This window comes from Sphingobium sp. FW305-3-2-15-F-TSA7, assembly GCF_058787155.1.
In genome coordinates this window covers 116,455-129,137 of the sequence record NZ_JBYSZM010000008.1, presented here as the reverse complement: position 1 = coordinate 129,137, position 12,683 = coordinate 116,455, and the positions used below count along the sequence as shown (strand labels likewise).

Here is a 12,683-nt window from a genome sequence, read left to right as displayed (position 1 = left end):
AACAAGGGGAAGACACATATGGGCCAGCCGCTCTCGTCGGACGCGCTCGACACGCTGTTTCGCGCCGCGCGCACCTATAACGGCTATCTCGACAAGCCGGTGAGCGAGGGCCAGCTCCACGAGATCTGGGAGCTCATGAAGATGGGCCCGACCTCTGCCAACATGCTGCCGGCGCGCTTGATCTGGTGCGTCAGCCAGGACGCCAAGGACAAGCTCGCCGACCTTTCCAGCGGGACCAATGGCGCGAAGATCCGTATCGCGCCCGTCACGGTGATCATCGGCATGGACGTGGATTTCCACGAGCAGCTGATCGACCTGTTTCCGCACGCGCCCGACGCGCGCAACTGGTTCGGCGACACCGCGGCGCGCGAAGTCGCCGCGCTGCGCAACAGCTCGCTCCAGGGCGCCTATTTCATCCTGGCCGCGCGCGCGCTGGGCCTCGATACCGGACCGATGTCGGGTTTCGACAACGCCGCGGTCGATGCGGCGTTTTTCGGCGACACGCCCAATGTGAAATCCAACTTCATCTCCACGCTCGGTTATGGCGATCCGGCAACGATCTTCGGCCGCCTGCCCCGTCCCGCTTTCGAGCGGTTCAACACGATCGCCTGAAGCCGTTCGGCCGGCATGCGCACGCTCGTCATCGAGACCGCGACCGGCGCGTGTTCGGTCGCGCTGATCGAGCAGGGCGCCGTGATCGCCCGGGCACATGAGGAGGTCGGCCGCGGCCATGCCGAACGGTTGATCCCGATGATCGCGGCGCTGCCCGACAAGGGACGCGCCGGCGTGATCCTGGTCGATTGCGGACCGGGCAGCTTCACCGGCGTGCGCGTCGGCCTGGCCGCTGCCCGCGCGCTCGGCCTCGCCTGGGGGGCGGAAGTCCGCGGCTATTCCTCGCTCGCGCTGATCGCGGCCGGTGCCGACTGGACCGGCGTCGATACGCTTGCGGTCGCGATCGACGGCGGGCATGGTCAGATCTTCGTCCAGCGCTTCGCGAAGGAGCCGATGAAGCCCCTGTCCGATCTTGCCTCGCTCGTTCCCGATGACGCCGCCCGCTTCGCGCCCGATGCGCGGATCGTCGGCAATGCCGCCGAGACGCTGGTCGCGGCCCGCGGCTCCGGACAGGCCATGGCGGCCGGTCTCGACGCCGCGCATGTCGTCACCCTTCCCGCCGAACTCCGCATGTTGGCGGCGGCGCCGATCTATGGCCGCGCACCCGACGCGAAACCGATGGCATGACGATGACCGAGACCGGACGACGCGGCGTGGTGCGGGTGGCCAGCGCGGATGCGACCTTCCTCGCGCCGGTGATGGAGATCATGCGCACGGCATTCGATCCGGCTTATGGCGAGGCCTGGACCTCGGCGCAGTGCGCCGGAATCCTGGCCAGCCCCACCGCCTGGCTGCTGATCGCCGAACTCGACGGTCGTCCGGCCGGCTTCGCACTCACCCGCGCCGTCGTCGACGAAGCGGAATTGCTGCTGATCGCGGTCCATCCCGAAGCACGTCGCCAGGGTGTCGGCGCAAAGCTGATCGCCGCCGTTGCACAGACGGCCCGACGTCGCGGCGTGACGCGACTGTTCCTCGAAGTGCGATCCAACAATCCGGCGATCGCTCTCTACACCGCGAACGGCTTTTCCAAAGTCGGAGAGCGCCCCAATTATTATCGCGGCGCCAACAGCGATTTATTCGATGCGCATACTTATAGTCTCTCGCTCTGATACCTGAAAATCCGCCGCTCCTTTATTGTCAGCCGCAAGCCCGGCGTCTATGCAGCGCGCGCGCCGCGACCCCCTTGCGCCGCGATCCGACCCAGAAGAGAGAGACTATGGACGAGCATAATGAGCTTGCAGAAACGCTGATCACATTAACAGCCGACATTGTCGCGGCGCACGTCAGCAACAACAGCGTCGCAGTTTCCGATCTTCCTCTCCTCATCCAGAATGTTCACGGTGCGCTCGCCGGTCTCGGCACGCCCGAAGTCGCGCCCGAAGTGAAGCAGGAACCCGCGGTCTCGATCCGCGCTTCGGTGAAACCCGACTTCATCGTCTGTCTCGAGGACGGCAAGAAGCTGAAGATGCTCAAACGGCACCTGATGACCCATTATCAGATGACGCCCGAGCAGTATCGCGCCAAGTGGAACCTGCCGGCCGACTATCCGATGGTCGCCCCCAACTATGCCGAGCAGCGCCGTTCGCTTGCCAAGAAGATCGGCCTCGGCACCAAGCGCCGCAAGCGCTGAGCCTCTAAAAAAGAGTGGCGGCGTGTCCCTTTGCGCCGCCGCCCTTTTCCACACCTTCAAAAGCGGCTAGGATCCCCCATATGGGGATTTCGGGGCGAGAAGAGCGAGAATCATGAGCCGCAAGATCGATGTCGAAGCCCTGTGCCATGAGAATGGCCTGAGGATCACCGAGCAGCGGCGCGTGATCGCCCGCGTCATTTCCGAAGCCGAGGACCATCCCGACGTCGAGAAGCTCCACGAGCGCGCGGCCACGATCGATCCCGGCATCTCGATCGCCACCGTCTATCGCACCGTCCGCCTGTTCGAAGAGGCCGGAATCCTGGAGCGGCACGATTTCGGCGACGGCCGGGCGCGCTATGAAGCGGCACCCGAAGCGCATCACGACCATCTGATCGACGTCGAGACCGGCAAGGTGATCGAATTCGTCGATCCCGAACTGGAAGCGCTGCAGAAGCAGATCGCCGAAAAGCTCGGCTATCGCCTCGTCGACCACCGCATGGAGCTCTATGGCGTCGCTCTCGATCGCAAGAGCTGACGCGCTCGGCCCCATCCGCCTGTCCGCGCGGCTGGCCGCGGCACTGCTCCTGCTGATCTTCCTGCTGCCGGCCCATTATCTCTGGCGCATCGTGCGCCAGCCATCCCCCTGGCCCAGGCTGTTCCTCGGCGGAGTCGCGCGCATCTTCGGCGCCGCAGTCGAGATTCGGGGCCGGCCACTCAAACGCGACGTCTTCTTCATCGCCAATCATCTGAGCTGGATGGACATATTGGTGATGGCGGGCGCCACCGGCACCGCCTTCGTCGCCAAGGACGATGTCTCGCGAACCCCCATTGTCGGCTGGCTGTCGACGCTCAACAACACCGTCTTCGTCGCGCGCACCGATCGGCGATCGGTCGCGGCGCAGGTCGATGCGGTGCGCGCCGCGGTAGAGGCGCATCAGCCGATCACCATCTTTCCCGAAGGCACCACCGGCGACGGCAACGGCATCCTTCCCTTCAAGGCATCGCTGCTCGCGGTCCTGTCTCCACCCCCGCGCGCGATGCAGGTCCAGCCGGTGCTGATCGACTATGGCGTCGCGATGGCCGACATCGCCTGGGTCGGCGACGAGCCCGGCGGCGAGAATGCGACGCGCATCCTGAAGCGCGCGGGACGTTTCGCGGCCCGGCTCACTTTCCTCGATCCGTTCGATCCGGCCGGCTGCGCCGACCGCAAGGCGATCGCCGCCGAAGCACGCAACCGGATCGCTGACGCGCTCGCTTCCGCATCCTGAGCCATCGCTGTATAGGCGCGGCCATGACCGATCCCGAAACCTCCGCGCCGAAGACTTTTCACGTCAAGTCGTTCGGCTGCCAGATGAACGTCTATGACGGCGAACGCATGGGCGAGATGCTCGGCGCGCAGGGCCTGACCGCCGCCGATGCCGACAGCGCCGACCTGGTCGTGCTCAACACCTGCCATATCCGCGAGCGGGCGGCGGAAAAGGTCTATTCGGACATCGGCCGCCTGGTGCGGCGCGAACAGGGCCCGCGCCCGATGATCGCGGTGGCCGGTTGCGTCGCGCAGGCCGAAGGCGCGGAAATCAACCGCCGCGCGCCACAGGTCGACATCGTCGTGGGTCCGCAGGCCTATCATCGCCTGCCCGCGCTGGTGGCGCAGGCAGCGAAGGGCGGCCATGCCCTGGATACCGACATGCCGGCCGCGTCCAAATTCGACGTACTGCCGCGCCGCGCACGCCGCCAGGGGCCGAGCGCGTTCCTGACGGTGCAGGAGGGGTGCGACAAATTCTGCACCTATTGCGTGGTCCCCTATACGCGCGGCGCCGAGATCAGCCGCCCCTGGGCCCAGATCGTCGACGAGGCCAAGGCGCTGGCCGATGGCGGCGCGCGCGAGATCACTTTGCTCGGCCAGAACGTCAATGCCTGGCTGGACGAGGACGGACGCGGTCTCCACGACCTGATCGAAGCGATCGCGCTCATCCCCGGCATCGCCCGGATCCGCTACACCACCAGCCATCCCAACGACATGAGCGACGGGCTGATCGCCGCGCATCGCGACATCGACGCGCTGATGCCGTTCCTGCATCTGCCCGTCCAGTCGGGCAGCGACACGATCCTGAAGGCCATGAACCGCAGCCATTCCACGGCAAGTTATCTGAAGATCATCGAGCGCGTCCGCGCCGTCCGGCCCGATATCGCGGTGTCGGGCGATTTCATCGTCGGTTTCCCCGGTGAAAGCGATGCCGATTTCGAAGCGACGCTCCAGATCGTCCGCGACGTCGATTATGCGATGGCCTATTCCTTCAAATATTCGCCGCGCCCCGGCACGCCCGCCGCGAGCATGGACGCCCAGATCACACCCGAGGTGATGGACGAGCGCCTCCAGGCGCTCCAGGCACTGCTCAACGAGCAGCAGCATCGCTTCAACCTGGCCAGTGTCGGCCGCTTCACCGACATATTGATCGAGCGCGACGGCAAGCGCCCGGGCCAGAAGCTCGGCAAGTCGCCCTGGCTCCAGTCGGTGATCGTCGAGAACGGCCCCGAGGCCGGATCGCTGCTGCCGGTCGAGATCGTTTCGGCCGCGCCGAACAGCGTCGTCGGCGTCGCGGCGGAGCGCCGCGCGGCCTGACGATCGACGCCGATCGCCGAGGCGCCATTGTGCCCTTTGTGCGACAGCCGCCGGAAATTTGCGGCGGCGCGCATGTGGCGATGGACACAATGTCGTCACCGCATCATTGTAGTGCCGTCCGCTGCGGGCACCGCGCCCGCGGACGTGCTCAAGGAGCCTTATGTCGCGCAAGCCAGTGCAAGCCCAGATCGGCGATCGCTCGCGTCTCGAGATCGTCTTCGAAAAGCCCCAGCTCCTCGGCCGGTTGTTCGGCGAATATGACCAGAATCTGGTCGCCATCGAAAACCGGCTCGGCGTCTATATCGCCGCACGCGGCAACAAGCTGCAGATCGAGGGCGAAGCGGCCGCCGCCGCCCGCGCCCGCGATGTCCTCACCGGCCTCTATAATCGCATCGTCCATGGCGAGGATGTCGATTCGGGCATGGTCGAGGCGGTGATCGCCATGTCTTCCGAACCGACGCTGGACGGCATCATCCGCCATGACGTGGCCGAGCCGCCGAGCGTGATGATCCGAACGCGCAAGAAGACGATCGTGCCGCGATCGGCGACGCAGATCACCTATATGCACGCGCTGGCGCGCGACGAGATCATCTTCGCATTGGGGCCCGCGGGCACCGGCAAGACCTATCTGGCGGTGGCGCAGGCGGTGAGCCAGCTCATCACCGGATCGATCGACCGGCTGATCCTGTCGCGCCCCGCGGTCGAGGCGGGCGAACGATTGGGCTTCCTGCCCGGCGACATGAAGGAGAAGGTCGATCCCTATCTCCGCCCGCTTTACGACGCGCTCTACGACACGCTCCCCGCCGAGCAGGTCGAGCGGCGCATCGCATCGGGCGAGATCGAGATCGCGCCGATCGCCTTCATGCGCGGCCGCACGCTGGCCAATGCCTTCATCATCCTCGACGAGGCGCAGAACACGACGCCCGCGCAGATGAAGATGTTCCTCACCCGTTTCGGCGAAGGCAGCCGCATGGTCGTCTGCGGCGATCCGCGCCAGGTCGATCTGCCCGACCCCGGGAAATCGGGCCTGGCCGACGCGGTGGGCAAGCTCACCGACATCAAGGGCATTTCGGTGATCCGCTTCAACGCGGCCGATGTCGTCCGCCATCCGATCGTCGGCAAGATCGTCCAGGCCTATGAGGGGCCCGATGCCTGATGCTTGACGTCGCCGTTCAGACAGAGCCGGATTGGGACGACGGCGCCGACTGGGATTCGCTGGCCGATGCCGCGGTGCGCCTCGCGATCGAGCATAGCGCCCATACCGACTGGCTGACCCGCACGCTCTGCGTCGAAGTGACCGTCCGCCTGACCGACGACGAGGAAGTGCGCCAGCTCAACGCCCAATATCGGGGCAAGGACAAGGCGACCAACGTCCTGTCCTTCCCGATGGTCCAGCCCGACCTGCTCGAAGTGCTGGCCAATACCGATGACGGCGAGGCGATTCTGGGCGATATCGTGCTCGCGCGCGGCGTGTGCGTGCGCGAAGCGGCGGAAAAGGACGTCAGCGTCGTGGATCATGCCACGCACCTCATTGTCCATGGCACCTTCCATTTGCTAGGCTATGATCATCAGGGCGAGGCCGAGGCCGAAGCGATGGAGGCGCTGGAGACACGCGCACTTGCGTCGATCGGGCTGGCGGACCCCTATAACAGGGACTGACACGTAAACGCGATGCCAGACGATTCCGGGAACGGCGACAGTAGCAGCGGCCGATTGTGGAAGGGACTGCGGTCCCTGATCTTCGGAAACGAGAGCGAGCCGACTCTCCGCGACCAGATCGAAGAGGCGATCGAGGAGCATGAGGACGACAATGGCCGCAAGGCCGCTGGCGACCTGTCCCCCATCGAACGCCAGATGTTGCGCAACCTGCTTCATTTCGGCGAGCGCGATGCCGGCGATGTCGCGGTGCCGCGCGCCGACATCATCGCCATTCCCGAAACCGCGAGTTTCGCCGAGCTGGTCGCCCTGTTCACCGAGCATGGCCATAGCCGGGTGCCCGTCTATCGCGAGACCCTCGACCAGATCATCGGCATGATCCACATCAAGGACGTGTTCGTGATCCTGGCGGAGGGCCGCGAGACCCCGACCGACATCACGACATTGCTGCGCCAGCCGCGCTTCGTGCCGGAAACGATGGGCGTGCTCGACCTGCTCGCCGAGATGCGCACCACACGCACCCATCTGGCGGTGGTGTTCGACGAATATGACGGCACCGAAGGCCTGGTGACGATCGAGGATCTGGTCGAGGAGATCGTCGGCGACATCGAGGACGAGCATGACGACGAACCCGAGGAAATGATCGTTGCGCGCGGCGACGGCAATTGGGATGCCGATGCGCGCGCCGAACTCGAGGATATAGCGGAGCGGATCGATCCGCGGCTGGCCGAAGTCGAGGAGGATGTCGACACGATCGGCGGCCTGGCCGTGGTGCTGGCCGGCCATGTCCCGCAGCCCGGCGAAAGCGTCGAGCATCATAGCGGCTGGACGATCGAGATCACCGAAGGCGACGAACGGCGCGTGCTGCGCGTCCGCCTGCTGCCACCACCGCAACCGATCGCGGTCGACGATATCTAGAGCGATTTGTAGTTCGATGGAATCATCGAACGACTCGAAAATCGCGACAAAACAAAAGCCTAGGGCACGAGATCCGCTTCCGGCGGATCGCGTGCCCTAGAGCGGTCGGGGCGGAAGCGCTCCGCGTTTTCGCCCCGAGGAGCCAAGCTCTAGAAATTGACCTTCACGCCCATCTGAAACATGCGGCCGAGCACGTCGTAGATCGGCGAGCCATAGGCGACGAAGGGCGGATCGCGGTCGAACACGTTGTTCACGGTCGCAGAAAGGGTGAAGCCCTCGACTTTGACCTGCGCACCCAGATCCATATAGGTCCGGCTCTTCACCTGGTTGTTCAAAATGGCCTGCTGGCTGTTATAGTTGCCGCCGCCGACATAGCGAACGCGCAGGTCGACGCCCAAATCCTCGCTTTGATATGTGATGCTGCCGGTGCCGCGCCATTTCGGCGTCGTGAACGCCGACTCGCCGACATCGCCCGCGCGGTCGTAGACATTGACGCCATCATTGATGCGCAGCGAGTCGACATAGGTCGCGAGGGCACGGAAACGCAGCGTCCCCGGCAGGGTATCGCCCAGCCTATCCATCGGCATGACATAGGATGCCTCGAAGTCGATGCCCCGGGTCTTGTAGCTGGCGAGGTTGAGGAAGGTCGCGAATATCGTCGTGATCGTGCTGCTGCTGTCACGGACGATCGAGGCGCAGAGCGCCTGATTGCCCTTGAAGCATTGGGTGACGATATCCTGACCGCTGAGCGATCCGATCACGTCGTCGATGCGGATCTTGTAATAGTCGACCGAGAGATTGAAGCCGGGCGCGAAGGACGGCGAATAGGAGCCGCCGATCGTCGTGGTGTGCGCGATTTCAGGCACCAGATTGGCATTGCCGCCGCCATAGCGGATGATCGAGACGATCGCATTTCCGTTGAAGGGGTCGGAGATGTTCTGACCGTTGGTGATCCGGGTGGCGAACAGTTCATTGATGCTGGGCGAGCGGATGTCGCGCGAATGTGTGCCGCGCAGCAATATGTCGCCGAACAATCGCGCGGTGCCGCCCACCTTCCATGACCAGATACCGCCGCTGTTGCTATAGTCGCTGTAGCGCGCGGCGCCGTTCAGCTTGAGATCGGCGACGCCCGCCACGTCGAGCAGCGGCACGACGATTTCGCCAAAGCCCTCCTTCACGTCGAAACCGCCGTTGAGCACGCTGAAGTTCAGCGCGGCGAGCGCACTGGCCTGCGACAGCGCATCGTTGGTGGTCTCCACGCTTTCCCAGCGCGCATCGACGCCGACCGCGATCGACACCGGACCCGCCCAGGTGGAGAAGAGATCGCCGCGCAGGCTGGCGCCTGCCGTATCCAGCTTGTTGGTCGAAATGCCCGATCCGGTTCCGAACGCATAGGCGATCGCCTCCGCCGAGGCGTTGCCGGTTCCGAACAGGTTGAGCGGGCGGCAGGCGGTGGTCGGATCGGTCAGCGCGATCCGGCAGATGGGCAGGCCGGTGGTCGGGTTGGCCACCGCATCGATCGCTTCGGCGAAGCGCGGGATGATACGCTGGTTCTTGAGCGCCTGATCGTTGCGCAACTCGCCATGGCCGTAATAGGCGCTGTATTTCCAGCCGCCGCCAATCTCGCCGTCCACGCCCGCTGCGACTTCGATATTCTCGCGGACATATTCGTACTTCATATAGCCCATCGGGCCGATATCGTCGAAGAAGCGGCCCATGCGGAAGATGTCCGGGCCAGAGGCAAGCTGGGCGCGAAGCGCCTGCGACAGGAACGGATTGTCCTTTGAAAAGGCGAGACCGCCGCTCGTCGCGGTCGCGCGCGCGACTTCGGGAAAGAATGCATAATCCGACGACATGCGCGTGTAGCCGGCATCGACCCAGATCGTGGCGGCCGGGCTCAGTTCGAAACTTGCGCGGCCGAACAGGTTGATGCGTTCATAGGGATTGGAGACGTAGAGATAGTCGTACTGGCTGCGCCCGCCGCCGCCGACCGTCGCGGTGGCGTTGGTCAGCGTGCCGTAGGGAAACGGGCTGAGCGTGCCGTCCGGATTGAAGGTGAGGCCGGCCAGCGCACCGCTCATGATGATGCCGCCCGGCGTGGCGTTGGTGAAATTCACGTCCCGTGCGAGCAGCAACTGCGTGCCCGACGTGTGGAGCGCGGCGTCGAGATTGGGGCGCGATCCGTCGTTGCGACCGCCGACGCCCTTTTCCCGGAGATATTCGGTCGCGATCATCACATGCCCGCGGCCATCCGCGAAGCTGGTGCCGTAGGAACCGTCGAAGCCGTAACGAAAGCCGTCGCCACGCGATGTGATCGCGGTGTCGGCACCCAGGGTCAGCCCCTTGAGCGCATCGTCGAGGATGATGTTGACGACGCCCGCGACCGCGCCCGACCCCCAGGCGGCCGACGCGCCGCCGGTGACGATGTCGACGCGCTTGATGACGCTGATCGGAATATTGTTGAGATCGGTACTGCCGGCGAAACGGCGGCCATTGATCAGGGTGAGCGTGCGGGTCGCGCCGAGCCCGCGAAGATCCGCGCTCGACGAGCTGGAGCCGGTATTTCCGATGGTGGTGGTCGGTGTGGACGTCGCGCGGAATTGCGGCTGGTCGTTGAGAATCTGGGCGATGCTCGGGCGATTGCCCTGACGCAGCTCGGTTTCGCCGATCATCGTCGTCGGTGTCGGCGCTTCGAAACCGGCGCGCTCGATGCGTGACCCGGTGACGACGATTGCTTCGCTCTCTTCATCCGGTACGGCCGCTTCCGGATCGGCGGCAACCTGCGCCCATGCCGGTGCGGCGAAGCTCATGGCGAGTGCGAGCAGGCTGCCTCCCCAGCCGATTGCCCGCGAACGTCCCTTGATCGAAAACATAGAGCCCCCTTCTGGCTATAAATTCGCTATTTCCGCCTTTCGCTCATCAAACTGATAGTTTTTTGTCAAAAATGACAAGCGAGAATGCCGCGTATATCACGGCAATTCCTGGATATCTGCCTTCTGATCGAAAGGCAGGAGGATTCTTCCAATGGGCGCAACATACGAATGATGAAATAAAACTGTCAACATGGACTTTGCTCCAAGCGAAAATAAATTGTCATTCTTGCAACAAAACCTGCGGATTTTGTCGTATTTCACAACGATAAAGGCACGATTGCGGGGTTTCCCATGGTGGGATACGGCAGAGGTTTCCGACGAGCGGAGATACCGTTTCGGTAGATCGATCCGCCCGATCCCGAGCGCATGATTCTGGCATTAATATTTGATATTACATCATTTTGTGAGAATATCGGGGCAGTCGAATTCGCCCCGCTCGCCCGACGATCGCCGGGCGAGCGGATAGTGAAATTAATGTTACATTATTCTGAGCAATGGCAGAAAGTGTTCACAGCCATCACACCGGTGGCCGACGCCGGCTTTCGCAAATTGGCTTGTGTCAGCGCCGGACGCCGCGTTTCAAACGGTTGAGCCGAACCTGGCGACGACGCAGTCGCCCGCGATCGCGATCACTTCAGCAGTGCGGGAATGAAATCGGCATAATGTTTCCATCGATCGATCGATGAGGAGTAGATTGGCTGCCGGACCTGCCAGCGGCTCGGCGTGCGGACGGTGCTGGTCTCGCGCCGCTTCACGCAGCGCTCGTCCCAGGCGATGCCGAGCCGTTCGAACAGCGATCGCGTCACGCCCTCCGGATCGGAAATCAGCGCTTCGTAGCGGATGGTGGCGATCCGGCCCGGCGCCGCCATCTGCCAATGGTCCATCAGCCGGCGGTAATCGGCGATATAGGCCGCGATATCCTCCACCCGCCAGGCGAACGGGAAAGCGTCGCTGAAGCTTTCGGCGAAGCAGGATATGCCGACATCGCGTGGATCCCGCTCGCAATGGATGATCCGCGCGCGCGGAAAGGCCGCCATGATTATCCCGACATGCAGGAAGTTGAAGGGCATCTTGTCCACGACATGCGCCGACCGGTCGTCGATGCGGTCGAGGATCGCGAGATAGCGGGTCGCCACGTCCGATATGGCGAGTGGCCGGTCGCCATGCAGCGCCTCGCCATTGCGATCGAGCGAAAGGAAGAAACCGATCTCTCCCCCGCTCCCGATTTCGGGATGGCCGGACAGTATCTGCTCGAGCAGCGTCGTGCCGCTGCGCGGCATGCCGATGATGAAGATCGGCCTGTCACTCTCGCTGCCGCCATGATCCCGGGCGAGCATCTCCGGGGAATAATGAGCGATGATCCCGTCGATATCGGCGCGGTGCGCGGCCGCGTCGAAGCGGCGGCCGGCCGAAGCGATCTCGTTCCCCTCGGCGAAACAGGCGAAGGCGGCCGCATAGTTGCCGGCGGTATCCAGCCTCTTGCCCAATGCCTTCAGCCCCTTTGCCCGGGTCGACGCACCGGCCCGCGCATTGTCGCACAGCGTTCGCAGCATCGCGGCATCGTCCGGACCGAAACCGACGTTCCTGAGCGCGGCAAGCCCGGCCATCGCCCCGATCGAAGCCGGATCGCGCGTAAGCACGTCGCGATAGATGCGCTCCGCCTGGACGAAATCGCCATCCTCTTCGGCCATTTCGGCCAAGTGGAGCAGCGCCTTGGGATAGGCTGGCGAAGCCTGATCGACCGTTTCGAATGCCGCCCGGGCCTCTCGCCAATATTCGGGCGCCTTGACCGCGCCATGCTGCCCCAGCAGCGCGCGGCCAAGCCCGATCAGCGCGTCGTCGCCATTCCCGCACCGATCGAGATGCGCCTGATAATGCCCATGCGCGATATCGAAGCGTTCCGCCGCAAGCGCGCATTGCCCCATGCGAAGCAGCAGCCCCACATTGTCCGGACATTGCCCGGAGAGTTCGGTGAACAGCGCCATCGCGGCGGAATAGTCGCCGCCCCGCTGAAGCGCGCCCGCGACGCGTTCGATCGTCTCGGGCGAAAGCGCCGCTTTCCAGTCCGGGCTCGCGGCCACGTTCCGGAGGTCGTCGGTAGCGTCGCGCGACGCCCAGATCCGGGCCAGGCTGTCGCGTGACGGCCGATGGCCACGATGGTGGCGCACGACCGTCAGCAGCAGATGCTCCGCCTCGTCGACCTCGCCCAGCGCATGCGCGGCCACGCCGGCATTGTGCAGGACATCGGCATGAAGCGGATAATGGACGAGAATGGCACGGTAGCCCGCCAGGGCGGCGGCGGCATCGCCGGATGCCTGAAGCGCCAGCGCGCGCCGCATCCTGTCCGTGGCTTCCGCCGGCCCCATCGCGG

At 64.4% G+C, this 12,683-nt stretch carries 12 protein-coding genes; 10 read left to right on the top strand and 2 right to left on the bottom strand.

Annotated features, from left to right (window positions below; all coding sequences use genetic code 11):
• The first annotated feature begins 18 nt into the window (after window positions 1-18).
• From AC3WN8_RS08295 to AC3WN8_RS08250, 10 genes are all read left to right on the top strand, one after another.
• Window positions 19-612 (top strand): malonic semialdehyde reductase, encoded by a 594-nt coding sequence (locus AC3WN8_RS08295; RefSeq protein ID WP_492668931.1) that lies wholly within the window; start codon window positions 19-21, stop codon window positions 610-612.
• A gap of 15 nt (window positions 613-627) precedes the next feature.
• Window positions 628-1,239 (top strand): tRNA (adenosine(37)-N6)-threonylcarbamoyltransferase complex dimerization subunit type 1 TsaB, encoded by a 612-nt coding sequence (gene tsaB / locus AC3WN8_RS08290; RefSeq protein WP_492668930.1) that lies wholly within the window; start codon window positions 628-630, stop codon window positions 1,237-1,239.
• On the top strand, window positions 1,236-1,721 hold the full coding sequence (gene rimI, locus AC3WN8_RS08285) for a ribosomal protein S18-alanine N-acetyltransferase (protein WP_492668929.1): 486 nt from the start codon (window positions 1,236-1,238) through the stop codon (window positions 1,719-1,721). Before tsaB ends, rimI begins: the two co-directional genes overlap by 4 nt.
• 107 nt (window positions 1,722-1,828) lie before the next feature.
• Window positions 1,829-2,242 (top strand): Ros/MucR family transcriptional regulator, encoded by a 414-nt coding sequence (locus AC3WN8_RS08280; protein WP_492668928.1) that lies wholly within the window; start codon window positions 1,829-1,831, stop codon window positions 2,240-2,242.
• Between the two features lie 112 nt (window positions 2,243-2,354).
• Entirely contained in the window at window positions 2,355-2,777 is a 423-nt protein-coding gene (locus AC3WN8_RS08275; protein WP_492668927.1) for a Fur family transcriptional regulator, read from the top strand.
• On the top strand, window positions 2,749-3,510 hold the full coding sequence (locus AC3WN8_RS08270; protein WP_492668926.1) for a lysophospholipid acyltransferase family protein: 762 nt from the start codon (window positions 2,749-2,751) through the stop codon (window positions 3,508-3,510). Before AC3WN8_RS08275 ends, AC3WN8_RS08270 begins: the two co-directional genes overlap by 29 nt.
• Window positions 3,511-3,533: 23 nt before the next feature.
• On the top strand, window positions 3,534-4,865 hold the full coding sequence (gene miaB, locus AC3WN8_RS08265) for a tRNA (N6-isopentenyl adenosine(37)-C2)-methylthiotransferase MiaB (RefSeq protein WP_492668925.1): 1,332 nt from the start codon (window positions 3,534-3,536) through the stop codon (window positions 4,863-4,865).
• Between the two features lie 160 nt (window positions 4,866-5,025).
• Window positions 5,026-6,021: a PhoH family protein gene (locus AC3WN8_RS08260; RefSeq protein ID WP_492668924.1), complete on the top strand. Its 996-nt coding sequence runs from the start codon at window positions 5,026-5,028 to the stop codon at window positions 6,019-6,021.
• The gene (gene ybeY / locus AC3WN8_RS08255; protein WP_492668923.1) at window positions 6,021-6,524 is read left to right on the top strand and encodes an rRNA maturation RNase YbeY; all 504 of its coding nucleotides are present in this window, start codon (window positions 6,021-6,023) and stop codon (window positions 6,522-6,524) included. The genes AC3WN8_RS08260 and ybeY overlap by 1 nt, the downstream gene beginning before the upstream one ends.
• A 12-nt stretch (window positions 6,525-6,536) precedes the next feature.
• Window positions 6,537-7,439 (top strand): hemolysin family protein, encoded by a 903-nt coding sequence (locus AC3WN8_RS08250; protein WP_492668922.1) that lies wholly within the window; start codon window positions 6,537-6,539, stop codon window positions 7,437-7,439.
• A 149-nt stretch (window positions 7,440-7,588) separates the two neighbouring features.
• Here AC3WN8_RS08250 and AC3WN8_RS08245 read toward each other — a convergent pair whose 3' ends face one another.
• Window positions 7,589-10,312 (bottom strand): TonB-dependent receptor domain-containing protein, encoded by a 2,724-nt coding sequence (locus tag AC3WN8_RS08245; protein ID WP_492668921.1) that lies wholly within the window; start codon window positions 10,310-10,312, stop codon window positions 7,589-7,591.
• Window positions 10,313-10,941: 629 nt separating this feature from the next.
• Window positions 10,942-12,678, bottom strand: coding sequence for a tetratricopeptide repeat-containing sulfotransferase family protein (locus AC3WN8_RS08240; protein WP_492668920.1), 1,737 nt, complete (start codon window positions 12,676-12,678; stop codon window positions 10,942-10,944).
• Between the last annotated feature and the right edge of the window lie 5 nt (window positions 12,679-12,683).